The sequence below is a fragment of the Erythrobacter colymbi genome (assembly GCF_002155685.1).
GTDB lineage: Bacteria > Pseudomonadota > Alphaproteobacteria > Sphingomonadales > Sphingomonadaceae > Erythrobacter > Erythrobacter colymbi.
In genome coordinates this window covers 448,353-473,943 of the sequence record NZ_MUYK01000001.1, presented here as the reverse complement: position 1 = coordinate 473,943, position 25,591 = coordinate 448,353, and the positions used below count along the sequence as shown (strand labels likewise).

Annotated in this window: 23 protein-coding genes; all 23 read right to left on the bottom strand. The window is 69.3% G+C overall.

The features are described 5' to 3' along the window. Positions 1 to 80: 80 nt before the first annotated feature. The gene (locus tag BZF57_RS02120; protein ID WP_086734110.1) at positions 81 to 872 is read right to left on the bottom strand and encodes a pyrroline-5-carboxylate reductase family protein; all 792 of its coding nucleotides are present in this window, start codon (positions 870 to 872) and stop codon (positions 81 to 83) included. A gap of 120 nt (positions 873 to 992) precedes the next feature. Then, positions 993 to 1,499, bottom strand: coding sequence for a type III secretion system chaperone family protein (locus BZF57_RS02115; RefSeq protein WP_240505822.1), 507 nt, complete (start codon positions 1,497 to 1,499; stop codon positions 993 to 995). 159 nt (positions 1,500 to 1,658) lie between these two features. Further along, a complete protein-coding gene (locus BZF57_RS02110) occupies positions 1,659 to 3,068 on the bottom strand; it encodes an SPOR domain-containing protein (RefSeq protein ID WP_086734106.1) in 1,410 nt (469 codons plus the stop codon). Between the two features lie 65 nt (positions 3,069 to 3,133). Next, positions 3,134 to 4,846: a cell division protein FtsZ gene (gene ftsZ / locus BZF57_RS02105; protein ID WP_086734104.1), complete on the bottom strand. Its 1,713-nt coding sequence runs from the start codon at positions 4,844 to 4,846 to the stop codon at positions 3,134 to 3,136. Positions 4,847 to 5,012: 166 nt separating this feature from the next. After that, complete coding sequence (gene ftsA / locus BZF57_RS02100) at positions 5,013 to 6,353, bottom strand: cell division protein FtsA (protein WP_086734102.1); 1,341 nt, start codon at positions 6,351 to 6,353, stop codon at positions 5,013 to 5,015. Next, complete coding sequence (locus BZF57_RS02095; protein WP_086734100.1) at positions 6,353 to 7,294, bottom strand: cell division protein FtsQ/DivIB; 942 nt, start codon at positions 7,292 to 7,294, stop codon at positions 6,353 to 6,355. The genes ftsA and BZF57_RS02095 overlap by 1 nt, the downstream gene beginning before the upstream one ends. Continuing rightward, positions 7,272 to 8,264, bottom strand: coding sequence for a D-alanine--D-alanine ligase (locus tag BZF57_RS02090; protein WP_086734098.1), 993 nt, complete (start codon positions 8,262 to 8,264; stop codon positions 7,272 to 7,274). Before BZF57_RS02090 ends, BZF57_RS02095 begins: the two co-directional genes overlap by 23 nt. A 130-nt stretch (positions 8,265 to 8,394) precedes the next feature. Beyond that, positions 8,395 to 9,360, bottom strand: a complete 966-nt coding sequence (murB, locus tag BZF57_RS02085; protein WP_240505821.1) for a UDP-N-acetylmuramate dehydrogenase — start codon at positions 9,358 to 9,360, stop codon at positions 8,395 to 8,397. Beyond that, complete coding sequence (gene murC, locus BZF57_RS02080; protein ID WP_086734096.1) at positions 9,357 to 10,793, bottom strand: UDP-N-acetylmuramate--L-alanine ligase; 1,437 nt, start codon at positions 10,791 to 10,793, stop codon at positions 9,357 to 9,359. The genes murB and murC overlap by 4 nt, the downstream gene beginning before the upstream one ends. Continuing rightward, positions 10,790 to 12,016, bottom strand: coding sequence for an undecaprenyldiphospho-muramoylpentapeptide beta-N-acetylglucosaminyltransferase (gene murG / locus BZF57_RS02075; RefSeq protein ID WP_086734094.1), 1,227 nt, complete (start codon positions 12,014 to 12,016; stop codon positions 10,790 to 10,792). Before murG ends, murC begins: the two co-directional genes overlap by 4 nt. Further along, positions 12,013 to 13,248 carry an FtsW/RodA/SpoVE family cell cycle protein gene (locus BZF57_RS02070; RefSeq protein ID WP_086734092.1) on the bottom strand — a complete coding sequence of 412 codons (1,236 nt, stop codon included), beginning with the start codon at positions 13,246 to 13,248 and terminating at the stop codon, positions 12,013 to 12,015. Before BZF57_RS02070 ends, murG begins: the two co-directional genes overlap by 4 nt. Further along, positions 13,245 to 14,615: a UDP-N-acetylmuramoyl-L-alanine--D-glutamate ligase gene (murD, locus tag BZF57_RS02065; protein ID WP_086734090.1), complete on the bottom strand. Its 1,371-nt coding sequence runs from the start codon at positions 14,613 to 14,615 to the stop codon at positions 13,245 to 13,247. Before murD ends, BZF57_RS02070 begins: the two co-directional genes overlap by 4 nt. Positions 14,616 to 14,631: 16 nt before the next feature. Continuing rightward, positions 14,632 to 15,702 carry a phospho-N-acetylmuramoyl-pentapeptide-transferase gene (gene mraY, locus BZF57_RS02060; RefSeq protein ID WP_086734088.1) on the bottom strand — a complete coding sequence of 357 codons (1,071 nt, stop codon included), beginning with the start codon at positions 15,700 to 15,702 and terminating at the stop codon, positions 14,632 to 14,634. A gap of 48 nt (positions 15,703 to 15,750) precedes the next feature. Further along, a complete protein-coding gene (locus tag BZF57_RS02055) occupies positions 15,751 to 17,223 on the bottom strand; it encodes a UDP-N-acetylmuramoyl-tripeptide--D-alanyl-D-alanine ligase (RefSeq protein ID WP_086734086.1) in 1,473 nt (490 codons plus the stop codon). Continuing rightward, positions 17,224 to 18,705 (bottom strand): UDP-N-acetylmuramoyl-L-alanyl-D-glutamate--2,6-diaminopimelate ligase, encoded by a 1,482-nt coding sequence (locus BZF57_RS02050; protein WP_086734084.1) that lies wholly within the window; start codon positions 18,703 to 18,705, stop codon positions 17,224 to 17,226. Continuing rightward, positions 18,702 to 20,432, bottom strand: a complete 1,731-nt coding sequence (locus BZF57_RS02045) for a peptidoglycan D,D-transpeptidase FtsI family protein (RefSeq protein WP_206073178.1) — start codon at positions 20,430 to 20,432, stop codon at positions 18,702 to 18,704. Before BZF57_RS02045 ends, BZF57_RS02050 begins: the two co-directional genes overlap by 4 nt. Beyond that, positions 20,429 to 20,995 carry a hypothetical protein gene (locus BZF57_RS02040; protein WP_086734082.1) on the bottom strand — a complete coding sequence of 189 codons (567 nt, stop codon included), beginning with the start codon at positions 20,993 to 20,995 and terminating at the stop codon, positions 20,429 to 20,431. Before BZF57_RS02040 ends, BZF57_RS02045 begins: the two co-directional genes overlap by 4 nt. Beyond that, the gene (gene rsmH, locus BZF57_RS02035; protein ID WP_086734080.1) at positions 20,992 to 21,936 is read right to left on the bottom strand and encodes a 16S rRNA (cytosine(1402)-N(4))-methyltransferase RsmH; all 945 of its coding nucleotides are present in this window, start codon (positions 21,934 to 21,936) and stop codon (positions 20,992 to 20,994) included. Before rsmH ends, BZF57_RS02040 begins: the two co-directional genes overlap by 4 nt. Beyond that, complete coding sequence (locus tag BZF57_RS02030; protein WP_240505820.1) at positions 21,933 to 22,361, bottom strand: division/cell wall cluster transcriptional repressor MraZ; 429 nt, start codon at positions 22,359 to 22,361, stop codon at positions 21,933 to 21,935. Before BZF57_RS02030 ends, rsmH begins: the two co-directional genes overlap by 4 nt. A gap of 465 nt (positions 22,362 to 22,826) precedes the next feature. Then, positions 22,827 to 23,570 carry a DUF4350 domain-containing protein gene (locus tag BZF57_RS02025; protein ID WP_240505819.1) on the bottom strand — a complete coding sequence of 248 codons (744 nt, stop codon included), beginning with the start codon at positions 23,568 to 23,570 and terminating at the stop codon, positions 22,827 to 22,829. Between the two features lie 37 nt (positions 23,571 to 23,607). Continuing rightward, positions 23,608 to 24,033, bottom strand: coding sequence for a hypothetical protein (locus BZF57_RS02020; protein WP_086734074.1), 426 nt, complete (start codon positions 24,031 to 24,033; stop codon positions 23,608 to 23,610). Continuing rightward, positions 24,030 to 25,052, bottom strand: a complete 1,023-nt coding sequence (locus BZF57_RS02015; protein ID WP_086734072.1) for a cysteine synthase A — start codon at positions 25,050 to 25,052, stop codon at positions 24,030 to 24,032. Before BZF57_RS02015 ends, BZF57_RS02020 begins: the two co-directional genes overlap by 4 nt. 164 nt (positions 25,053 to 25,216) lie before the next feature. Then, complete coding sequence (locus BZF57_RS02010) at positions 25,217 to 25,588, bottom strand: DUF1905 domain-containing protein (protein WP_086734070.1); 372 nt, start codon at positions 25,586 to 25,588, stop codon at positions 25,217 to 25,219. Positions 25,589 to 25,591: the final 3 nt, after the last annotated feature.

Sequence of the window (25,591 nt, the reverse complement as noted above, 5' to 3'; positions counted from 1 at the left end):
ATATCGTGGGTTCCTTCGGGCTTTTCAAGCGAAACCGGATTGCAAAGCGTGCAATTTGTTCAGCTTAACCGTTGTTAATCTTAACTTGATCGCGAGAGCGCGGCGCCCTTGTCGCGGGTGGCGGCGAGCGTGGCGGTGAGGAGCTTGCGCAGAGCCGCGCCTTCGTCGAGCACGTTGAGGCCCTCGCGGGTCATGCCGCCCGGACTGGCAACGCGGTCAGCGAGGGTGGCGGGGCCGACGTCCGAAGCAGCAGCAAGCGCGGCGGCGCCTTCGACCGTGGCGAGCGCAAGCGCTGCGGCGGTCGGCTCGTCGAGCCCGAGATCGATGGCCGCGCCCGCCAGCGCATCGATGAAGCGGTAGACGAAGCCCGGCCCCGATCCGGCGAGTGCGGTAACGAGATCGAACTGCGCCTCGTCCTCGAGCCATACAGCGCTACCGAGGGCGTCGAACAGTGCGAAGGCAGCCTCGCGCGCGGAGGCATCGAGGCCCGTCTCGGCGAGGATCACCGGCGATTTGTTGATGCGCGCGGCGAGGTTGGGCATCACGCGGATGTGGGCGCTCGCGCCCGGGAACGCCGCTGCGAGCTGCGCGCGGGTGATCCCGGCGAGCAGCGAGCACACGGTGCGCCCCACGGTCAGCCCTTGCAAGCCCGGCCCCAGCGCGCCAAGCTGCTGCGGCTTGAACCCGAGCAGCACCGCGTCATGCGTGCCCGGCACTTCGGCGGCATCGCGATAGAGGGCCACGCCCTCGGGTGCCTCGGGCAAGGCGGGATCGAGCACCGATAAGCGCGCAGGCGGCTCGCCCGCAGCCAGCCATCCGGCGAGCATCGCCCCGCCCATGTTCCCGCAGCCGATGATGAGGAGATGGTTCATACGCAATATCCGTTCGCCCTGAGCCTGTCGAAGGGCCGTCCTTCTTCTTCGATTGGAGCGCAATAAAGAAGTGCGGGGCTTCGACAAGCTCAGCCCGAACGGAGTTGGGGTAGAATGTCTTCAGGCCTCGCCCGCCGCGTCGACCATCGCCGCTTCCAGCGCTGCGCGGGGGCTCTTGCCGCCCCACAGCACGAACTGGAAGGCGGGGTAGAAGCGGTCGCATTCGTCGATCGCGCTCTCGACCAGCGCCTGCGCCATGTCGAGGCTGAGCCGTCCGTGATCCCCCAGCAGCGCGCCGTGGCGGTAGAGCAGGACGTCGCCGTTCGACCAGATGTCGAAATGGCCGAGCCACATCTGCTCGTTGACGAGGCAGAGCAGTTCATAGGCCGCCGCGCGCTTGTCGTCGGTGACGCGGATGTCGGGCAAGCACAGGAACTGGAGCACGCCGTCCTCGGGTCGCCAGATCGCGCGCAGCTGGTAATTGGCCCAGCTGCCCTGCACCTCGCCGGTCATCTCGTCTTCCGAGACCAGCTCGCAGGGCCAACCGCGCGCTGCGAACAGGCTGGCGAGCATGTCGACGGGGGCGGCATCGTCCTCGGCGGAATAGTCCATGTCAGCTGCTCTCATGCCCTGGCACTCGTGGTGGAAGAGGGGTGTGTCACCATCGCGAGGAGGGATGGACGCGGAAGGGGGCGATTGGCAATCACCTGCATCAGGGCGGCTGGGGAGAACCGGACAGACCTGTGCAAAGCCTGTGCAAAGAAACGCGGGGACAGGCGTCTTGCGTTACTTAAGTGGTTGAACGGCCTCGCCTTCGTCGCTGAGCCAGAGGAACACATCGAGCCCCTTCTTCTTCAGCTCGCGCACCAGCGCCTCGGCCTTGTCGCGGTTGGCGACGGGGCCGATGACGAGGCGGTTGGTCGCCCCCCAGCGCGCGGTGTGCGGCTTGTAGGGGGACATCGCCTTGCCGCCTTCCTTGGAGATGCGCTTCCAGTCGAAGGCGAGCGCGTCGATCTTCTTGCCGGTCGCCACCTGCACCCAGACGCGGCTCGGGTGAACCGGCTTGGGGGGCTCCTTGGGCTTGGGCTTGGGTTTGGCTTCGGGTTTGGCTTCGGGCTTTGGCGCGGGCTGCGGGGCGGCTTCGCGCTTCACCTCGATTCGCGCGAGGTCGACCGCATCTCCGCTGACCTTGGCATCGGGCAACGGCGCGCCGAGATCGGCGAAGGCATCGGCAACGCGCAGGGTCGGCGCTGCGGGCGCGGGAGCCGGACGGGCGGGCGCGGGGCGCGGCGTGGCGGAAGCTGACGTCGGAGTCGGAGTCGGTGACGGGCGCGAACCGAGCGGCGCGCCTGCGGGCGCGAGCCGGCTGTCGGCGCGCTCCTCGGCGGCGAAACGGGCAAGGCGCGGATCGTCGCGCCCGATATCGGCGGCGCGCGGGAAGATCCCGAGATTGGCGGCGGCGGCCTGCTGCGGCTTCGTCAGGCGCGGCATATAGCCGAGATAGGGCACCAGCCGCGTCGCCAGATCGCGCGGCATCACCTGCTCGACGATCGCGGTCGCACGGTCGCTGTCGCCCAGGATCGCGAGGCCAAAGGCGCGCGCACGCTGCGCGGCCATGTCGCGCCGGTCGAGCAGCGGGCGCAGCGTATCCTCGAACCGCGCACGGTTGCCCGAAATGGCGAAGCTGATCGCGAGGCGGCGGCGCGCCTCGTCATTGGCGGGATCGAGTTCGAGCGCGCGGGTATAGGCGGTCTGCGCGGCGGGATGCTCGCCCACCAGATCGAGCGTCAGGGCGCGGTCGGAGAGCACCGTGCGCTCGTCCGCCCCGGCGGCCAGAGCGCGGTCGAACTGAACCAGTGCCTCGCCCGCCCGGCCTGCGCGCAGGTAGACCGAGCCGAGCCCCTGCGCGACTGCCGCGCTGCCCGGATCGACCTCCGCCGCGCGACCGAAGAAGCCGATTGCCGCTTCGAGATCGTCGACGCCCAGCGCCGCCTGCCCTGCCTCGACCAGCGCATCGCGGTCGCGCGGGGCCTTGGCGAGCGCGACCAGCGCGCGGTTCAACCGCTGTACTTCGGGCGAAGGGAGCGCCTGCACCACCGGCTGCGAGACGCTGTCCTGCGCGCGCACCACGCCCGCAGGCAGCAGGGCCGCAGCCAGTGCGAGGGCACAGGAGACACAGGAGCGCGACACCATCATCGGGTCTCTAGCAAGCTGTCAGCGACCCGCCAGCCGCACTGCGACACAGCGCGGCTGGCGCGCGGTTACTGGTTGTTCTGGCGGCCGAGGAAACGCGGGATGCTGAGCGCCGGACCTTCGTCGCCCTCGTCCTCGTCATCGTCATCGCGCGCGGTGCTGCGCGACAGGTTGGCCATGCGCTCGAACAGGGTCGAGCCGCCACCCGCGCCGCCACCGGCACCGCCCTCGCCGCCGAGCAGCGAGCGGCGACGTCCGCCGCCAAGGCGCGCCTCGACCGGGCGGTCTTCGGCAGCCAGGCGATCGGCGCTGGCAAGCAGGTCGTCCTGCGCCGGGCCTTCGTCCTCGGCCTCGGTATAGGGGGCATAGCCGCCGTCGAGTTCGAGCGGTTCGTCCGCGTCGTCCTCGGCAGCCGGCGTGGCGGCATAGCCGTAGCCCGGGGTCGCACCGGCACCGGCATCGGCCCCGCGCAGCCCTGCGAGCGGATCGACGATATCGTCGACGTCGTCCTCGTATTCCTCGCCGTAATCGTCACCGGCCTGCATGCCGGTCAGCTCGAAGGGCGCGGCCGTGCCATAATCGCCGTCCTCGTCGCCATCGGCTTCCTCGGCAAGGTCGAGCGGCTCGTCGTCATAGCTGACCGAAGTGGTCACCGGAGCGGCGCCCAGATCGAAGGTCGGCGCAGCAGGAGCGGGAGCGGCGACGGGCGGAAGCTCGCCGAAGCCCTCGTCGTCCGACAGTTCGAGCACCGGACGCTTGGGCGCGCGGGCGCCGCCGAGCGAGACCGGCTGCGAGCGTTCGGACTGGCCGATGGCGCTCTGCTCGATCCCGGTGGCGACCACCGAGACGCGGATCTTGCCCTTGAGGTCGGGGTTGAAGGCCGAACCCCAGATGATGTTCGCGTCCTCGTCCACCAGTTCGCGGATGTGGTTGGCGGCCTCGTCGACTTCGAGCAGGCGCATGTCCTCGCCGCCGATGATCGAAATGATGACGCCCTTGGCGCCGGCCATGCTGACACCATCGAGCAGCGGGTTGGCGATCGCCTGTTCGGCGGCGTCGAGCGCGCGGTTCTCGCCCTCACCCTCGCCGGTGCCCATCATCGCCTTGCCCATCTCGCTCATGACGGAGCGCACGTCGGCAAAGTCGAGGTTGATGAGGCCGGGCATGACCATCAGGTCGGTGATCGAGCGCACGCCCTGCTGGAGCACTTCGTCGGCGAGCTGGAAAGCTTCCTTGAAGGTGGTTTCCGCCTTGGCGACCAGGAACAGGTTCTGGTTGGGGATGACGATCAGCGTGTCGACGTGCTGCTGCAGCTCCTCGATCCCGGCTTCCGCGGCGCGCATGCGGCGGGTGCCTTCGAACAGGAACGGCTTGGTGACGACGCCCACGGTCAGCACGCCCATGCGGCGCGCGACTTCGGCGATCACGGGCGCGGCGCCGGTGCCGGTGCCCCCGCCCATGCCCGCCGCGATGAAGCACATGTTGACGCCTTCGAGCGCCTTCTCGACTTCGGCGACGGTTTCTTCCGCCGCAGCCTTGCCCACTTCGGGGCGAGCGCCTGCACCGAGACCGCCGGTGATGTCGGGCCCGAGCTGGATGCGCTTTTCGGCCGGCGAGGTGCTCAGCGCCTGCGCGTCGGTGTTGGCGACGATGAACTCGACGCCCTCGATCTCGGCCGCGATCATGTTGGCGATCGCGTTGCCGCCGGCCCCGCCGATCCCGATGACGGTGATGCGCGGGCGCAGATCGTCGCTCGCTGCGGGTCCGATATTGATGCTCATCAGCTGGTCCTCCAGGCGCGGGCAACGGCCATTTTTATCCGATTTCCCGCATTTATCGTCTCTGACATAATCGGGTTGCACATTTTATAGCGGCAAAACCCTTATCCACAGCATCGCTTGCGGCGTTTTCCGTGGCGGCCCCTGCGTCAACCGGCCGCCGCACCGCTCAGAAATACTCCTTCAGCGCGCGGAACAGCCGCGTCAGCAGCGCCATGATCCCGCTTTCGCGCGTGAAGGCCTTGTACACCCCTGCGCGCCGCGTGCCTACTGCGCGGATATCGACCGGGTCGTCGGCGGCGTAGAGACACAGGCCCGCCAGCGTCGCGAAGCCCGGCGCGTGGTGCGCTTCGGGCATGCCGGTGAGCTGCGGTGGACGCCCGAGCCGCACCGGCTGTCCGAGCGCACCCTGCATGAAATCGGCCATACCGGCAAGCTCGGCTCCCCCGCCGGTGAGCACGACCTGCCCCGCGCGCGCGCCGGCAAAGCCCATTGTCTTGAGCGCCTTGCCGACCTCGCCGGTCAGCACCGACAATTGCTGCGTCACCACCGCGATCAGCTCGGCGCGCACGATGCGGTTCTTGTCGTCCGCCCCGCGCGCGAGCGGGCCGACGGGCGCGCCGCCCTCCCCGCCCTCGCCCCCCAGTTCCTGGGGCCCGCTGACCGGGATCAGCTCGCGGTGGTCCGAAGGGCTGGCGACCGCCGATCCGGCGACGCACTTGAGCCGCTCGGCCTGCGAGCGGCGGATGCCGAAGCTCGAGGCGATCGCATCGGTGATCGAGCCCGATCCCATCGGGATCGCGTGGAGCCCGAGCAGCATCCCGCCCGCGAAGACCGCGACATTGGTGATGTCCGCCCCGATCTCGACCAGCGCAACGCCAAGCTCGCGCTCTTCCGGCGTCAGACAGGCGTGCCCGGCGGCGAGCGGCGCGGCGACCACGCCCTCGACCTCGAGATGCGCGTTCTGCACCGCTTCGGTGAGGTTCCGCACCGGCGCGCCATCGGCGAGCATCACGTGGATATCGACCCCGAGCCGCTCGGCATGAAGCCCGCGCGGGTTGGCGACGCCGTGGGCGCCATCCAATGTGTAATGCGCAGGCTGGGCGTGGAGCACCTTGCGGCCATCGGGCTGGATCATGTCCTGCGCCTCGACCAGCAGGGCCTCGACGTCCTCGTCCTCGATCCGACGCCCGCCGATCTCGATATCGACCGCGACCACGTGGCTGGCGAGCCCCGCGCCGGCGCAGGCGATCCACACGCTCCTGACGGGGGTGTTGGCGCTCTTCTCCGCGCGCTCCACCGCGTCGCGGATCGCGTGGCTGGCCGCGCCCATGTCGGTCACATAGCCCCGCTTGATCCCGGCGCTGGCACGGTGGCCGCTGCCCAATACCTGCAAGTCGCCGTTCTCGGTCTCGCCCATGATCATGGCCGAGATGCGGAAGCTGCCGACATTGACCGCGGCATAGGTGCGCGCGAGGCGGCGCTGGGCAGATGTGGCGCGGCTGGCCATCAGGTGGTCTCCCCGCCGGTCTTGCCGTTCTCTTCGGGCGCGGCGACGACCTTGGGCTTGCCCACGGCGTCGGGCAGGCGGAGGTAGAGCCGCGGGGGCGTACGCATGTCGAAAGCGATCACCTTGCCGCCCAATAGCCGGTTCTTGCCGTCAAGCCGGGCGAACTTGACCAGCGCCGTCGCCGCCTCGACCTCGCCTTCGGGCAGGGCGAGCAGCTGGCCGGTGGTGAAGGTGAGGTTCCAGCGGCGGTTGCCGACCCACTCGGCCGCCTCGACCTTGGGCGCCAGTGCGGGCGCGGCGGCGAGCAGCGTCTCGAGCGCCTGCGCCTGCTTGCCCGCCCCCGGCCCGGCAAGGCGCAGCATGCCCTTGGCCTTGGCAGCGGCGACCGGTTCGAGCTCAACCCCGCTTGCGTCGATCAGCATCAGCCGGTCGGCCTTCTCCAGCACCGCGTGCGGCTCGCGCTCGACGATGTCGATGGCGAGCGTGTGGGGCAGCTGGATCGAGACCCGCGCGTCCTTGACCCACGGCAGCGCACGCAGATCTTCGCGCAGCTTGGCGATATCGACATCGGGCATCGCCTGGTTGCGGGTGGCGAGCGCGCGGGCATAGACCTGCTGCTCGTCCATCCGGCTGGTGCCCGTCACGCGCACGTTCTGCACCGTGAAGCCCGCATCGGCCGCGATCGAGGCGACCTGCGCCTGCGCCAGCGCGGGAACCCCGGCAAGGCTGGCGATGATGAAGGCGACGCCCACGCCCGTGCCGATGATCATGGCGAGCCAGATGCGGCTCCACTGTTCCTCGGTGAAGGGCAGCGCGCCCATGATCCGGTCGAGCACGCCGCTCGCCTGCCCGCGCGCCTTGCGGGCGACCACGGCGCGGCTCTGCGCCTTGGCCGCACGGCGGACACCGGGGGTGCCGTTACGCCTGATCTGCTGCGCCATCGCTGCCTCCCTTTTGCTTGAGGGCATGAACCCGCAGGGCCTCCGCGCACAGCATCTCGACCAGATCGGCGTAGGAGATGCCGCAGCCCGCCGCCTGTTCGGGCACGAGGCTCAGGGGCGTCATGCCCGGCTGGGTGTTGGTTTCGAGCACGAACAGCCCGTCCTCGCCCGCTTCCTCGTCCCAGCGGAAATCGGTGCGGCTGGTGCCGTGGCAGCCCAATACCTGATGCGCCTTGACCGCATAGGCCTCGCACAGGGCGGTGATCTCCGGCGGGAGCTTGGCGGGGAAGATGTGCTCGGTACGCCCGGCGGTGTACTTGTTCTCGTAATCGTAGAAGCCGTTGGCGACGATCAGTTCGGTGACGCCGAGCGCGCGCGGGCCATCGGGGCCGTCGAGCACCGCGGCGGTGAGTTCACGGCCCTTGATGAAGGGCTCGGCGAGCAGTTCGGCAAATTCCTGCCACGGGCCGGTCGCCTGCGGGATGATCGGGTTGCCGACATTGCTGTCCGCGGTGACGATGGCGACGCCGACCGACGATCCCTCGTTCACGGGCTTCAGCACATAGGGGCGCGGCAGCGGGTCGCGCTGGTAAAGCTCGTCACGCGTCACGATCCGCCCGCCCGGCATGGGGATGCCGTGGGGCACCAGCGCCTGCTTGGTCAGCTGCTTGTCGATCGCGATCACGGAGGTGGCGAGGCCCGAGTGTGTGTAGGCAAGCCCCATCAGGTCGAGCATCCCCTGCACCGTCCCGTCCTCCCCCGGCACCCCGTGGAGCGCGTTGAAGACGACATCGGGCTTTGCCTCATGCAGGCGCAGGGCAACATCGCGCCCCATGTCGATCCGCGTGACGCGGTGCCCCTTGCTCTCGAGCGCATCGGCGACGCCCGCGCCGCTAGTCAGCGAGACCTGCCGCTCGTTCGCCCAGCCGCCCATCAGGACCGCGACGTGGAGGGGTTTGGCAAAAGTCATCCTTCAATTCCGTTCGTGTCGAGCGAAGTCGAGACACCGCTCTCCTGCCTCTCGACTGGCGACAGATAGTCGGCAGCCTGTCCTGAGCCTGCCGAAGGGCTCGAGGCGAAGGGCTGTGGTGCGTGGTTCCTCACGGCCGCCCCACCCGCTGAATTTCCCACTCGAGGCTCACGCCCGTCTGGGCATAGACCTTGTCGCGCACCATTTCGCCGAGGCCTTCAATGTCGGCGCTGGTGGCGGTGCCGGTGTTGATGAGGAAGTTGGTGTGCTTCTCGGAGACCTGCGCACCGCCCAGCGTCAGGCCCCGGCAGCCCGCCTGATCGACAAGCTGCCACGCCTTGTGGCCCTCGGGGTTCTTGAAGGTCGATCCGCCCGTCTTGGTGCGCAGCGGCTGCGAGGCCTCCCGCGCGGCGGCGATGCGGTCCATCTCCGCGCCGATCGCGGCAGGCTCGCCCGGGTGGCCGCGGAAGCGCGCGGAGACCACGATCGCCCCCTCGGGAAGGGCCGAGTGGCGGTAGGAATAGTCGAGTTCCTCGGCGTTCAAGGTGATGAAGCTGCCGTCGTGGAGGATCACCGCACAGTCGAGCAGCACATCGGCCACCTCGCGCCCGTAAGCGCCGCCGTTCATGCGCACGAAGCCGCCGACCGTGCCGGGGATGCCGCGCAGGAATTCCAGCCCCGCAATACCGAGGTCGCGCGCGGTCGAGGCCACCAGGATGCCGCTCGCCCCGCCGCCGCAGGTCAGTTCCATCTCGCCGGTATGCGCGACCTTGGCGAAGCTCTTGCCGAGCCGCACCACCACGCCGGGCACGCCGCCATCGCGGACGATCATGTTCGAGCCGAGGCCCAGCGCCATGACCGGAATCTCGCCATCGAGCCGTTCGAGGAAGGTCTTGAGGTCTTCGATGTCGGCAGGCTCGAACAGCCAGTCGGCCGGCCCGCCGGTCTTGAACCAGGTATAGGGCGCAAGCGGGGCCTTGCAGGTCAGCTTGCCGCGGATGCCGTCGAGCGGCACGGGCGCGCTCACCGCGCCCTCAACCGCGCAGGTCGGGGCCGAACCGTCGTCGTAGATATAGGTATCGCCCGGCTGGTTCATGCCGCCTGCGCTCCCCGGCGGGCGGTGATCGCGGGCGCGAGGCCCGCGGCCCACTTGGTGATGTCGCCCGCGCCGAGGCAGACGACGAGATCGCCCGGCACCACTTCGCCCGCGAGCGTCTCGGCGAGCGCATCGGCGCCCGCAATCTCGCGCGCGGCACGGTGCCCGCGGGCCTTCATGCCCGCCACCAGCGCGGCATGGTCGACGCCCTCGATCGGCTCCTCGCCCGCGGGGTAAACCGGGGCGACATAGGCGATGTCGGCATCGTCGAAGCACGACTGGAAGTCGTTCATCAGGTCCTTGAGGCGGGTGTAGCGGTGCGGCTGGGCGACCGCGATGACGCGCCCGCCTGCCGACACAGCCTCGCGCGCGGCGCTGAGCACGGCGCGGATTTCGACCGGGTGGTGGGCGTAGTCGTCGATCACGGTGACCTTGCCGCCATCGAGCTCCACCGCGCCGACGCGGGTGAAGCGCCGCCGCACGCCGCCGAAGCGGGCAAAGCCGGTGCGGATCACTTCGTCCGAGCAGCCCATCTCGATCGCGACGGCAATCGCGGCGAGCGCGTTCTGGACGTTGTGACGGCCGGGCATCGGCAGGTGGACGCCCTCGATCCGGCGATCTTCCAGACCGCGCTGGCGGACGATCACGTCAAAGGAGTTGCCCCCGTCCTCGCTGCGGATGTTGACCCCGCAGATATCGGCCTGGAGCGAGAAGCCGTAGGTCACGACCTTGCGGTCGCGCACATCGCCGATCACCGCCTGCACGACGGGATGGTCCACGCACAGCACCGCCGCGCCGTAGAAGGGGACGTTGTGGATGAACTCCACGAAGGCGCGCTTCACGCCATCGAAATCGCCGTAATGGTCGAGGTGTTCGGGATCGATATTGGTGACGACCGCGATGGTGCCATCGAGGCGCAGGAAGCTGCCGTCGCTCTCGTCGGCTTCCACGACCATCCAGTCGGAATCGCCCAGCCGCGCGTTCGAGCCATATTGCTCGATGATCCCGCCATTGATCACGGTGGGGTCGATCCCGCCCGCATCGAGCAGGGTCGCGATCATCGAGGTCGTGGTGGTCTTGCCGTGGGTGCCCGCCACCGCGACGGTGGACTTGAGGCGCATCAGCTCGGCGAGCATTTCCGCGCGGCGCACCACGGGAACCCGGGCTTCGAGCGCCGCGGCGACTTCGGGGTTGGTGCGGCGCACGGCGGTCGAGGTGACGACCACAGCGACGCCCGCGACGTTCTCGGCCTTGTGGCCCACGTGCACGGTGATCCCGCGCGCGCGCAGCCGCTCGACGCTCGGGCCCTCGGCAATGTCGCTGCCCTGCACCTGGTAGCCCAGGTTATGCATCACCTCGGCGATGCCCGACATGCCGATCCCGCCGATGCCGACGAAGTGGATGATGCCGATATCGGTGCCGACGCCCTTCATGCCTCTGTCTGTTCCTTGGCTTCTGCGCAGGCCGTCCCGGTGGCGGGGCGCGCGGCGGCGGCGGTGGCCGCAGGTGCAGCCTCGCCGACGCGGATCACGTCCATGAGATCGATCCCGCTCATGCTTTCGACGAGGTCGGCGAGATCCTTCGCCGCATCGGGGCGCCCGCAGTTGAAGGCGCAATGGGCGGCGTTGGCGAGGCTCGCCGGGTTCATCGCCATGACCTGTATCTGCTTGGCGAGCTCCTTGGGCTGGAACGCGTCCTGCCGGATCATCCGCGCCCCGCCCGCCTTCACCATCTCGCGGGTGTTGGCGGCCTGGTGGTCGTCGGTGGCGATGGGGAGCGGCACGAGGATCGCCGGGCGGCCCACGGCGGTGAGCTCGGCAATGGTCGAGGCGCCCGCGCGGCCGATGAACAGGTGCGCGTCGGCCAGCCGCTCGTGCATGTCCTCGAAATAGGTGCCGAGTTCGGCGGGAATGTCATGCTCGGCATAGCGCTTGCGCACCGCCTCGAGGTCCTCGGGGCGGCATTGCTGCGTGACCTGAAGGCGCTGGCGCAGCGCCGGCGGCAGCATGGCGAGGCCATCGGGCACCACCTGCGACAGCACGCTCGCCCCCTGCGATCCGCCGGTGACGAGGATGCGCAGCAGGCTCTCCTCGGTGAAGGCGGGGAAATCCTGTTCGCGCAGCGCCAGCACATCGGCGCGCACGGGATTGCCGACGAGGTGGACCTTGCCAGCGTGCTTGGGGCTGAGGCGGTCGACGCTTTCGTACGAGGTCGCGATCGCGTCCACCCGCCCTGCCAGCAGGCGGTTGACGCGGCCGAGCACCGCGTTCTGTTCGTGGACGATGCTCGGCAGCTTGGCCGAGGTCGCGGCGAGCAGCGCGGGGAGCGCGGGATAGCCGCCGAAGCCGACGATGGCCGAGGGCTGGAAGTGCTCGAACAGCCGCAGCGCCATCGCCCGGCCTTCCATCACCGCGCGGATGCCGGCGGGCCAGCCCAGCGGGTTCTTGCCGAAGCGGCCTGCGGGCAGGACATGGGCGGGCATGAAGTCGGGCTTGCCCGGAATATTGGCCCCGCGCGCATCGGTGATCAGCGCCACGTGATGCCCGCGCGCGTGCAGCTCGGCCGCGAGCGCGAAGGCCGGGATCAGGTGGCCGCCGGTGCCGCCGGCCGCCAGCACGAAATGGCGGGAAGCGCCGGTGCGGGGTTCGCTCGTCATGGGCGTTCGTCCTTGCGTTCGATCAGGTCGCGCAGGCTCGTCCCCTCGCGGGCGAGGAACGGATTGCGCCGGGTGATCGCGAGCAATAGCCCAAGCGTGAAGCACACCGCCAGTGTCGATGAACCGCCGTAGGAAATCAGCGGCAGGGTCATCCCCTTGGAGGGGAACAGCTTGAGGTTCACGAGGATGTTGATGAAGGCCTGCCCGCCGAACTGGGTGATGAGGCCCGCGCCCGCGAGCAGGGCGAAGAGGTTGTCCTCACCCGTCAGCCGCATCAGCGCGCGCAGCACCAGCGCGCAGTAGAGCAGCACGATCATGCCGCACATGATCAGCCCGAACTCCTCGCCGATCACCGAGAAGATGTAGTCGGTGTGGGCCTCGGGCAGGTTCATCTTGCGGATGCCGAGCCACAGGCCGGTGCCCGTCCACCCGCCCGCGGTGATGGTGCGCTGCGCAAGGTCGACCTGATCGAAGGCCGTGCCGCCGCCGAGGAAGCCGTCGATACGGTGGCGCGCGTTGTCGTAGAACATGTAGGCGAGCGTCAGGCCGAGGGCGCCCGCCACGCCCACGCCCGCGATGCGCTGCCACGGCAGGCCGGCCAGCAGCACCATGACGAGCCAGATACCGCCGAACAGGATCGCATCGCCGAGGTTCGGCTGGAGCATCAGCAGCGCGGCGATCAGGCCGAAGAAGCCGGTGACGAAGGCGATCACCGGCAGGCCCGGATCGCGCAGCCGCCAGCTCAGAATCCACGCGCAGATGATCGCAAAGCCGGGTTTGAGGAATTCCGACGGCTGGAGGCTCATGCCGACATTGATCCAGCGCCGCGCGCCGTTCTTTTCCTCGCCGATGAAGGGCACCACGAACAGCAGCGCCAGCATCACCGCGCCGACCAGAATGCCGAGCCGGCGCGCCTGATCGCGTTCGAGGAAACTGAGGCCGATCATCAGCGTCAGCCCCATCAGCTGGAACACGATGTGCCGCTGGAAGAACATGAAATCGGGCACCCGCTCCTTGGCGGTCGAAAGCTGGTCGGCGCTTGCGGGCGAGGCCGCGGCGACGGCGACGATGCCGACCGCCATCAGCAGGCCGATCAGCAGCAGCAGCATCTTGTCGATCTCGCGCCACCAGATGCGGATGCTGTCACGCCAGCGCTTCTGCACCGGCACGGGGGGCAGGTAATTGCCGCTGCCCCTCACGCGCGTGGGCGAGGTGTAGGCCGGTGCGGTCATGGCAGGATGCTCCGGCTTTCGGGATCGAGACAGGTGTCGCAGCCGGCGATCGCGCCGACCATCTGGCGGAAGTGCAGACCGCGCTTCTCGTAGTCGCGGAACTGGTCATAGGAGGCGCAGGCCGGGCTCAGCAATACGACATCGCCCGGATGCGCCGCCTCGGCCGCGCGGCGCGCGGCCTCGCTGATGAGCTCGCAGCGCTCGACCTTCACCTGGCCTTCAAGCAGGTCCGCAAACATCGGCCCGGCCTCGCCCACGGTATAGGCGGCGGCGATGTTGGCGAGGTGATCGGCACATGCGCCGAGGCCATCTTCCTTGGGCAGCCCGCCGACGATCCAGTGGATGCGGGGCGCGCCGCCGTTGATGGCAGGATCAGGCGGAAAGGCGGCAAGCGCGGGGGCGGCGGAGGCGGCGTTGGTCGCCTTGCTGTCGTTGATGTAGGTCACGCCCTCGACCTCGCACACCCGCTCCATGCGGTGGGGCAAGCCGCGGTAGGAGGCGAGGCCCTCGGCAATCTGCGCGTCGCTGAGGCCGAGCTGGCGGCAGATCGCGACCGCGACGGCGGCATTCTGGGCATTGTGCGGGCCCGCGAGCGAGGGCGAGCGTCCCTCGGCCAGCCCCGCCGCATCGAGATCGGCGGTATTCACCCGCACCAGCGGCTTGCCCGCCGCGGCGAGCCGGTCCGCGATGGCGGTGGTCGGCGCGTCTTCATCACAGATGATCGCCGTGCCGTGCTCCTGCATCTGGAACAGCCGTTCCTTGGAGGCGGCATAGGCCTCGAACCCGGCGTAGCGATCGAGGTGATCGGGCGTGATGTTGGTCAGCGCGGCGACATCGCAATCGAGGGTGAAGGTGAGGTCGATCTGGAAGCTCGACAGTTCGAGCACATAGATGCCGCCTTCCGGCAGCGGCTCCTGCCCGAGGATCGGATCGCCGATGTTACCGCCCATCACCGTCGGGATGCCCGCGGTCGCAAGGATGTGGTGCGTCAGCGCGGTGGTGGTCGACTTGCCGTTGGTGCCGGTGATGCCGACGACCTTGTGCGGCGGCAGGCTCGCACGGGCGGCGGCGAACAGCTCGATGTCGCCGATCACGGGCAGGCCATATTGCCAGGTGTGCGGCCCGATGGGGTGCGAGTTCAGCGGTACGCCGGGCGAGACGACGACGCCCGCAAAGCCGGTGAGGTCAAGCTCCAGCGGGTCGATCAACCGGCAGCGCCCCTCGAACACCTCGCGCGCGTGGGGCTGGCGGTCCCAGCCGATCACTTCCGCCCCACTCGCCAGCAAGGCCTCGGCCGCCGCCGCGCCCGAACGGGCGAGGCCGAGCACCGCATAGCGCTTGCCCTTGAAGGCGGGGGAGGTGATCACGCCGCGCGCCCCTCCCTTACCGCAGTTTCAGCGTCGACAGCCCGATCAGCGCGAGCACGATGGCGATGATCCAGAAGCGGATCACGACCTTGCTCTCGCTCCAGCCGAGCTGCTCGAAATGGTGGTGGATCGGGGCCATGCGGAACACCCGCTTGCCGGTGCGCTTGAACCAGAAGACCTGCACGATGACGCTGACCGCCTCGAGCACGAACAACCCGCCGACGATGCCGAGCACGACTTCATGGTGCGAGGCGACCGCGATCGCGCCCAGCGCGCCGCCGAGCGCAAGGCTGCCGGTGTCGCCCATGAACACCGCGGCAGGCGGCGCGTTGAACCACAGGAAGGCGAGGCCTGCGCCCATGATCGCGGCGCAGAAGATCGCCAGTTCGCCAGCACCGGGCACATGCGGGATGCCGAGATAGTTCGAGAAGTCCGCGCGGCCCGCCAGATAGCAGATGATCGCGAAGGTGCCCGCCGCAATGATCACCGGCATGATCGCCAGGCCATCGAGCCCGTCGGTGAGGTTCACGGCATTGCCCGCGCCCACGATCACGAAGGCGGCGAAGACATAATAGGCCGGCCCAAGCGGGATGCTCACGCCGGTGAGGAAGGGCAGGTAGAGGTTGGTGTTGATCTGGCTGACGATCAGCCACGCCGCGCCGCCCGCTACCACGAACTCGCCCAGCAACCGGACGCGCGCCGGCACGCCCGCATGGCTGTTCTTCGAGACCTTGTCGTAATCGTCGAGAAAGCCGATGATCCCGAAGCCGATCGTGACGGCAAGGCACGCCCAGACGAAGGGGCTGGCCAGGTTCATCCAGATCAGCAGCGCCAGCGTCAGCGAGACGAGGATCATCAGCCCGCCCATCGTCGGCGTGCCGCGCTTGGCAAGGTGCGTCTGCGGGCCGTCGAGCCGGATCGGCTGGCCCTTGCCCTGGCGCACGCGCAGCAGGTTGATGAAACGGGGTCCGATCACGAGGCCGATCAGCAGCGCGGTCATCAGCGTCGCGCCCGCGCGGAAGCTCTGGTAACGCACCAGATTGAGGATGCCTTCGAAGCCAAGCCACTCGGCAAGCAGGTAGAGCATTCAGTCGTCCCTTGCGCCCGTCACCGGGCCTGAGCCTCCGGATGCGCCTCAGGCGCGGGCATTCTCGGTAAAATGTGACACCAGCCTGCCGAGCCCGACCGAATTGGACCCCTTGACCAGCACCGCATCCCCCTTGGCGAGGCCGAACTGCCCGAGCGCCGCAATCGCCTCGGCAGGCCCCTCGCAATGGGCGAAGGTGAGGGCCTTGCCAAGCGGGCCTGTGGACAGTTTCCCCAATTCGTCCGCGAGGGCGCGCATCTCGTCGCCGACGAGGATCGCGTGGGTGACGCCGGCCTCGGCCATCGGCTCGGCGAGCTGGCGGTGGAAGGCATCGGCAAAGTCGCCCAGCTCCTTCATCGAGCCGAGCACTGCGAGCCGCCGGGTGGCGGGCGTGGCGGCGAGCGCCTTGAGGGTCGCGCGCATCGAGGCGGGGTTGGCGTTGTAGCTCTCGTCGATCAGCAGAGCGGTGCCGCCGGCGACGCTGAGGTTATGGCGCGCGCCGCGGCCCTTGAGGCCGCCCATCTCGGCGAGCGCGAGGCCGGCGCTGGCGAGATCGCCGCCAGCCGCACGCACGGCCGCCATGACTCCCAAGGAATTGACGATCCAGTGCTCGCCCGGCTCGGCAATGGTGTAGCAGATGCGCCGGTCGCCAAGGTCGGCGGTGACGAGCGAGCCGCCGCCTGCCGCCGGGATCGCGTCGAGCAGCCGCACATCGGCGGTCTTGGCGCGGCCGAAGGTCACGACATGCGCGCCGCAGGCTTTGGCGTGGCCGATCATCTGCTCGGCCCATTCGCTGTCAGCCGGAATGATCGCGACGCCGCCTTCGACAAGACCGGTGAAGATCTGCGACTTCTCGTCGGCGATGGCCTCGAGGCTGCCGAGGTTCTCGATATGCGCGGGCGCGATGGTGGTGATCAGCGCCACGTGAGGCTTCGCATGAGCAGAAAGCGGCGCGATTTCGCCCTGGTGGTTCATGCCCATCTCGAACACGCCGAACTTGGCCCGCGCGGGCATCCGCGCCAGCGAAAGCGGGACGCCGACATGGTTGTTGTAGCTGCGCACGCTGCGATGCGCCGCGCCGCGGCTGGCGCGGTCGAGGCAGGCGAAGATCGCCTCCTTCATGCCGGTCTTTCCGACCGATCCGGTGATCCCGATCCGCACCGCCTCGACAGCGCGGTCGCGCGCGGCGTGGGCGAGCGCGTGGAGCGCGGCGGTGGTGTCCGTGACCAGCACGTGCGGGTAATCGACCGGGCGGTCGACGATCGCCGCCACCGCACCCTTGGCAAAGGCCGCCTCGACGAAGCGGTGGCCGTCCATCGCCTCGCCCTTCAATGCCACGAAGACATCGCCCGGCTTCACGTCGCGCGAATCCATCTCGACGCCGCTCGCCTCGAAGTCATGGCTGGCGATACCGCCGGTCGCAGCCGCGATCTCGGCGGCGGTCCACAGCGCGAGGGGGAGCGCGTCACGCTGCGTGACGGGCCACTGGTGCAGCATCGGGTGAGCGAGCGGCATATTCATTTAACACTGCCCTCCGGCGCACTCGCGCGCCACTTCGACATCGTCGAACGCTTCGATCCGCATGTTGTCTCCAGACCCGAATATCTGTCCCTGCTCGTGGCCTTTGCCCGCGATCAGCACAATGTCCTGCGCCCCGGCTTCCCCAATTGCGGCGGCGATGGCTTCGCGGCGCCCGCCGATGTCGCGGGTGTTGGGGCCCGCGCCCGCCATGATCGCGGCGCGGATCGCAGCGGGATCTTCCGAGCGGGGGTTGTCGTCGGTGACGATGGCAATGTCGGCAGCGCGCGCGGCGACTTCGCCCATCTGCGGTCGCTTGCCCGCGTCGCGGTCGCCCCCGGCCCCGAAGACGACAATCAGGCGGCCGCCCGCGGCCACGTGGGGGCGCAGCGCGGCGATGGCGGCTTCGAGCGCATCGGGGGTGTGGGCATAGTCGACATAGGCGGGCGCGCCGGCAGCGTTGATCGCCGCGCGCTCCAGCCGCCCGCGCACGGGTTGCAGGCGGGTGAGCGCGTCGAACACGGACGATGCCGCGATCCCCGTCCCCATCGCAAGGCCCGCCGAAACCAGCGCATTGGCCGCCTGATAGGCCCCGATCAGCGGCAGGTTGACCTTGCGCATCGTGCCTTCATGTTCGATGTGAAGAAGCTGCCCCAATTGCCCGGGTTCGCGTGCGACCAGCTTGAGGAAGCTTCCGCCCTCGCCCACGGTCAGCACCTTGAGACCGCGCGCCTGTGCCTGCGCGATGGCCTTCGCGGTCCATTCCGAGCCGTCGTCCGCCCCAAGCTCGCCAACGTGGATCACCGCCGGGCTGCCGGGCGCGACGACCTCGGTGAACAGCCGCATCTTGGCCGCGAAATAGGCCTCCATCGTGCCGTGATAGTCGAGATGGTCGCGGCTGAAATTGGTGAAGGCGCTCGCCGAAACGGTCAGGCCCTCGTTGCGATACTGGTCGAGCCCGTGGCTCGAGGCTTCGTAGGCGACATGGCTCACGCCCTCACGCGCAAGGCCCGCCATGTTGGCGAGGAAGGTGACGATGTCAGGTGTGGTCAGCCCGGTCGAGACCGAACCGTCGGGCGTGGTCACGCCGAGCGTCCCGATGCTCGCCGCGCGCTCGCCCGCCATGCGCCAGATCTGGCGCGTCATCTCGACCGTGGAGGTCTTTCCGTTGGTCCCCGTCACCGCAACGATGGTGGCGGGGTAGGGAGAAAAAAAGCCCGCGGCGAGGCGCGCAAAAGCGCGTCGGGGGTTGACGTCGGAAAGGTGCAGCGCACCCTCGACGCGGGCTTCGGGTCTGGCGACGACGGCAATCGCGCCAGCCTCAACTGCGGCGGGGATGAAATCCTCGCCATTGACACGCGCGCCCTGGAAGGCGCCGAATACGGTTCCGGGAGCGACCTTGCGGTGATCGATGGCAAAGCCGGTGACGGCCTGGTCACCGCTGCCGGGCAGGCCCGCCTTGGCAAGGAGTTCGCCCAGCTTCATTCCTTGTCCCCGCCCACGAGGTAGCGCAGGTCCGAGATATCGACATCGCGGCTGTCGTCGGGCTGGACGCCCAGCATCGGGCCGATGCGCGGCACCAGCTTGCCGACGATCGGGGCCGAGGTGAAGGCGGCGGTGCGCTGGAAGCTCGAGGCCATCGTACCCTTGGGCTCGTCGACCACCACCACCACGACATAGCGCGGCGCGTCCATCGGGAAGGCGGCAGCAAAGGAGGAGACCAGCGCGGTCTTGTTATAGCCGCCCACGCCAGCCTTCTCCGCCGAGCCGGTCTTGCCGCCCACGCGGTAGCCGGGGGCGTCAGCCGCCTTGCCGGTCCCGTAGAGCGAGATCATCCGCAGCAGCTGGCGCATGCGCGAGGAGGTCGATTCCTTGAACACCCGGCGTCCGCGCGGCACGTCGGCGGGCGCAAGCTTCAGCAGGGTCGCCGGACGCCAGATCCCGCCGTTGACCATCGCGGCATAGGCGCTGGCGAGGTGCAGCGGGGTCACGGCGAGGCCGTGGCCGAAGCCGACGGTCATGTTGGTGACGCGGCTCCAGTCGCCTTGCGGCCACAGCGGCTTGCCTTTGGCGGGCAGTTCGATGAACGGGCGGCGGTCCATGCCCAGATCAATCATCGCGCGGCGCAGGCGTTCCGGCCCGAGCTCGTCGGCGACCCGCGCGGTGACGGTGTTGGAGGAATGCACCAGCGCCTGCGGCACGTTGAGGCTAGGCCCCATCGCGTGCGAATCCTTGATCGTGCGGCTGCCCACGGGCACCGGCGCGGCATTCCACTGGCGGCCGAGATCGCGCACCACGCCAGCGTCGATGGCAGCGGCGACCGTCAGCGGCTTGAAGGTCGAGCCGAGTTCGTAGACGCCGTTGGTGGCGCGGTTGAAGACGTTGACCGCCCCGCTCGCGCCTGCGGTGTTGGGATCGAATTCCGGCAGGCTCGCCATCGCCATCACCTCGCCGGTGTCGACATCGAGCACGATGCCCGCCGCGCCCAGCGCGTTGGTGGCGAGCATCCCGCGGCGCAGCTCGTCCTCGAGCGCGCCCTGCACACGCAGGTCAAGCGAGAGCTCGACCGGCGCGGTGCGCTGGTCGGGGTGGCTCAGGCGATCCTCGAGCACCTCTTCCATGCCGAGCTGCCCGCCCTTGTCCTCGACCACATAGCCCAGCACATGCGCGGCGAGCGTGCCCTGCGGGTAGTAGCGGTCGGTCTCGCGCGGGATTTCGAGCGCGATCTCGCCGAGCGCGAAGACCTTGTTGGCTTCCTCCGGCAGGATGCGGCGGCGCAGGTAGCCCGACTGCCCCGAGGCGAGGCGCTTGGCCATCCGCGCCTCGTCGATGTCGGGGAAGATTTCCTTCAATGCGCGGGCGACCTCGGCGGGGCTGCGCACCAGCGGCGCGCCATTGTCGCCCATCGCCTTGGGGTTGAACCACATGGCATAGGCCGGGAAGGCGCGCGCGAGCGGAGCGCCGTTGCGGTCGGTGATCTCGCCGCGCGGGGGCAGCAGCGCCTCTTCGAGGCTGGTGCGCTGCGGGGCATTGCCGCCCAGGCCGAGCGAGACGATCCGCAGCAGCGCGACAAGCGCGATGGCGACGAAGCCTGCGAGCAGCCACAGCACCCGGAAGCGCGCCGCCCACAGCAACTGGGCGCGCAGCCCTGCGCTCGGCAGGCGTCCGGCGGGAATGACGGGCGTGGCGGCGTGGACCGCCAGCGTGTTCATTCCCCGGTTCCCTTCGCGGCGGCGGCGGCGCCCTTGGCGGCGCGCGCCGGGGTTTCGGCCCGCGCGGGGCGGATCGGCGAGGCGTCGATCAGGAAGTCACCGAAGGCTTGCGCGAACACCGCGCCGGCATCCTTCTCGGACGCGGCAGAAGCGAGCGTCACCTTCGCGCCGGACACCGGCGAGCGCATGGGCGCGTCGGCCGCGGCGGCGGCGATCTCGTCGGCATCGGCGCTAGCAAGGCGGATCGGCGAAGGCGCATCGGGCCCGCGCACCTCGCCAAGGCTCGCCAGCTGGCGCTCGCCATCGAGGAACTGCCCGGCGCGCGGGGCCTCGTAGCCGAACTCGACCTGGTTCCATTCGGCGAGCTGGCGCTGGCTGGCGCGGGTCTCGAACTCGGTTTCGAGCAGCAGCGTCTCGCGCTGGAGCGCGATCAGCTGGCGTTCGGCGAGCAGCACCTCGCTGCGCACCGCGTGCACCTTGAAACTGAGCACCACCACCGCGGCAAAGCACATCGCGAGCACAGCGGCCCAGCCGAGCGATCGGGCTTGAGAGCTGGTCATCATGCGGCAAGGCTCCTCGCTGGCGCGCCGGTGCGGATGGCATGGCGCAGGGTGGATGAACGGGCGCGCGGGTTACGGGCGATCTCGGCCTCTGAGGGACGAATAGCCTTGGAAACCTGCACGAAGGTTGGGGGTGCCCCGGGGATTTCCCCGGGCAGGTGGCGCGAAACGGCACGGCCCGCGCCGCTCGCCGCCTTGAAGAAGTGCTTGACGATGCGGTCCTCGAGGCTGTGGAAGCTGACCACGGCGAGGATCCCGCCCTCGCCCAGCAGCGCCTCGGCGGCGGCAAGGCCGGCTTCGAGTTCGCCCAGCTCGTCGTTCACATGGATGCGCACGGCCTGAAAGGTGCGGGTCGCCGGGTCCTTCTTGTCGTGCGGCTTGTGGCCCAAGGCGCGGCGCACCACGCGGGCCAGCTCGCCGGTGGTCGAGAGCGGGCGCGCGGCGACGATGGCGCGGGCGACGCGGCGCGACTGGCGTTCCTCGCCATACTGGTAGAGCACGTCGGCGATCGCTTCCTCGTCGGCGGTGTTGAGGAAATCGGCAGCACTCTCGCCCGCCTGGCTCATGCGCATGTCAAGCGGGCCGTCGTGCATGAAGGCAAAGCCCCGCTCGCCCTGGTCGAGCTGCATCGAGGACACGCCGATATCCATCACCACCGCATCGACCTGCGGCACGCCGGCGGCGGCGAGCTCGTCGCGCATCGCCGAAAAGCGCGCGGGGTGGAGCGCAAGGCGGCCTTCGTAGCGCGCCACGAGCGCCTGCCCCGCCGCAATCGCATCGGGATCGCGGTCGAAGGCGTGGACGGTCGCGCCCGCTTCGAGCAGCGCGGTGGTGTAACCGCCCGCGCCGAAGGTCGCATCGACGATGGTCATGCCGGGGCGCGGCTGAAGCGCGGCGATCACCTCGTCGAGCAGCACGGGGATGTGGGGGGCTGCCTGGCTCATGCCGCCTTCCTCCCCGCGGCCATCAGCTTGGCACAGGCGGCCTGCGCCCCGCGCCATTCGGGGCCCATGCGCGCCAGTTCCTCCGGGTTCCAGATGAAGAAGAAGTGGCCCGCGCCGTGGAAATAGAGCCCCTCGCCCACCTTGCCGAGCTCGCGCAGATGCTCGGGCATGACGAAGCGGCCGCTGTCGTCGAAGGGCAGCTGCGAGAAGCCGAAAAGCTGCGCGGCGCGCACATCGCGGTCGAAGCCGTAGTCCTTGCGTTCGATGGCGAGGTTTTCCTCGCGGTCGAGCTGCGCGTTGAGCTGGTCGATGCGCGACAGGCCGAAGCCGACGAGGCAATCGAGCCGGTCGTGGACGCCAAGGCAGAGGGTGCGGTTGCCGGCGGAGCTTTCCTTCACGGCCTTGCGGAACTCGGGCGGAAGCACAAAGCGGCCCTTCTCGCCCGCGGGCGAGTAAGCTTGGCCATTATATGCTCCAAAAGCAGACACGTGCCTGCGATCCCCTCTAACCCCTCGCGGCACCGGCGACCGGCGGTCCCGCAAAACGACGCGCTCAAATTCCCCCGGACACGCCTTCCCCGCCCCGGCCGCACGCAAGCGGCACGGCCTGCGCCAGCCCCACCGGCTGACAGCACGACATACAGGCATGTCTGATGGACCCCGGTCATATCGGGGATGGGGCGGGGATGAAAGGGATTTTTCGGGGATTTTGCGGGAAAACTTGGTATTAAACTGTTTTTACAACATTTCTCCCGTTGACAGTATCACTGCGTAACCCGTCCGGGGGGTCAAGACTCCGCCCGGAAACGGCCTGCGGAACCGCGCCATCCCGCGATTTCCCCTGCCCGTCCGAGTCCCGAGTCCCCCGCGTCCCGTGATTTCCCGTGCCCGTCATCTGAGCGCCTCCGCCATCACGGCGCGCAAGGCCGCCCCGCCCTCGCCCGCAAGCTCGGGATGCTCGAAGATCGCGGCATCGGCGATCAGGGTGACCTTGCCCTTGCCGATCGTGCAGCGCGCCGCCGCCCCGCCCGCCTCGAGCGTGCAGGCCGAAGCTGACGGATCGGTGATCGCGATGAGGCCCGCCAACGCGAGCGGGATTGAGAGCGGGCCGAAAGGCGCGGCCGTGACGTCCCCGGCCTGCGCCTCGTCGAAACTGACCGCGAGCCCCCAGCGCGCCACCACCGGCGGGATCAGCGCGCTATCGACCGGGCGGCGCGGATCGCCGAGCGGGGCGTCGTACTCCCCCGTCAGCGCCGGATCGAGCACCAGCAGCAGGTGCCCCCCGCTGCGCACCCAGTCATCGAGCGCGACATTGTCGGCAGGGGAAAGCCCGCGCGGCTGGATCACCGCGAGCCTCGTCAGGCCCGCCAGCGGATCGGTCGCGGGCGCATCGGCGGACAGGCCGGGAACGGGCGCAAGCGTATCGAGCGGTTCGAGCGCATAGGCCCCCTCCAGCGCGGCGCGCTGCCAGGGCGGGGTCGCGGTGCCCTTGGCGATGTCTTCGATCCCGGCGCCGGCCGGCCAGTAGAGCGGCAGGCTGCTCATCAGCCCGAGCCTCGTGGCGGGCGCAGCCGCGCTCGCAGCGGAGGATGGTGCGTCGGCAATGGCGGGCGCGCGGTCGCATCCCGCCAGCATCAGCGCCAGCGCGAGAGTCAGCGCTAAGGAAAGGGCGCTATTGCCCGGGCGCGGCATTGCCCGCAGAGTCCGGCGGCGGCAGGTCGAGCGGCTTGACGCTCGGCGAGGGGCTCGGCTGGGCGGCGATATCGGGCACCACGCCCGCATCCGCCAGCGGATTGGCCTGCGCGGCGGCCGCGCTCGGCTCGGTCGTGGGCGCCGCTTCGGGCACGGCGAGCTTGTCGTTGCGGTCAGCCTGCCCGCCGATGATGCTGGCAAGGCCGACGAGCAGCACCATCGTGCCGATGCTCACCACCCCGACCTGAAGCCGCTGCACCGCCTCTGCCCGCACGCTGGCGGGGGCGAGGATGTCGACCGGTTCGCCCGCGACCTCGCCCGCTGCCGCCGGCGCGGTGCTGCCCGGAGCGAACAGGCTGCGCTGGTTCATCCGCCGCATGCGTTCCCGCCACGAAAGTCCGCTCATGCCGCTGCTCCCTGCTGAAGCCAGTCGAAGGACGGCAGACCCTTGGCGGCCAGCCATTCGGGGTTGTAGAGGGTCGAGAGATAGCGGAAGCCGGTGTCGCACAGGATCGTCGCCACCCGCGGGTTCGGGCGGCCCTCGGCCACCAGTTCCTTGCCCAGCGCCACCGCGCCCGCGACATTGATCCCCGAGCTGAGGCCGAGGCACAGGCCCTCCTCGCGCAGCAGCCGCTCGACCCAGACGAGGCCTTCCTCATCCGAGATGCGGTACTGCGTGTCGATCGGCGCGCCTTCGAGGTTGGCGGTGATGCGCCCCTGCCCGATCCCCTCGGCGACCGAGGAGCCTTCAGCCTCGAGAACGCCCTTGGCATAGTAGTTGTAGAGCGCTGCGCCGTGCGGATCGGTCAGCGCGATGCGGATCTCGGGGTCCTTCTCCTTCAGCCCCATCCCCACCCCGGCGATGGTGCCGCCGGTGCCAGCCGCGCAGGTAAAGCCGTCGATGCGGCCTTCGAGCTGCTCCCAGATTTCCTGCGAGGTGCCCTCGATATGCGCCTTGCGGTTGGCGACATTGTCGAACTGCCCGGCCCAGACCGCGCCCGGCGTCTCCTCGGCCATCCGGCGCGAGACATGCTGGAAGTGGCCGGGATCGGAATATTTGGTCGGCGGGACGAGCACCAGCTCGGCGCCCAGCGCCCGCAGCGTGTCCATCTTCTCCTTGGACTGGTTGTCGGGCATCACGATGATCGTCTTGTAGCCCAGCGCATTGGCGACGAGCGCGATGCCGATGCCGGTGTTGCCGGCCGTCCCCTCGATCACCGTGCCGCCGGGCTTGAGATCGCCGCGGTTCTCCGCATCGCGGATCATCCACAAGGCCGCACGGTCCTTCACCGAGGAGCCGGGGTTGGCGAATTCGCACTTGCCGTAGATGTCGCAGCCGGCGGCGGCGGAGGGGCCGGCGAGGCGGACGATGGGGGTATTGCCGATAAGCGCGAGCGTGTCGCCGAAGGGGCGGGTGATGTTCATGGGGTGAGAGTTAGGCGTTCGGAACGCGAGGAGCAACGGGGAAGGCGCCTCCCCTTCGTCATTGCGAGCCGCAGGCGAAGCAATCCATGAACCAGGCCATCATCAGGGTGCCAAGACAGACCATGGATTGCCGCGTCGCCTTCGGCTGCTCGCAATGACGAAAATCAGGCCAGCGCCAGCACCGCCTCGACCACGCTGCCCTCGGCCAGTTTCTCGGCCTTGCGGACCGCAGCCTTCAGGGGGAGCATCCAGCCGCCGACCTGCTTGGAGGGGAACAGCGAGGTGCGCCATGTCGTGCCACCGATGGTCGCCTCGATCCGCACCGAGCCCCAGGCGTCGGCCTTGGACGCAGCGGCCTTGATCGCCTGTGCGGTCTCGCCGCCGATGGTGAGGAAATACCAGCTGCCCTTGGCGGGCGCGCCATCGCTGCCCTGCCACAGCCACACCGGACCGCTCACGCGCCACGGCCCGGCGGACGAGCCCTCGGGCGCTACGCCCAGCTCGTCGCGCAGGAAACGGGCGAGGTCAGCGTCCACCGC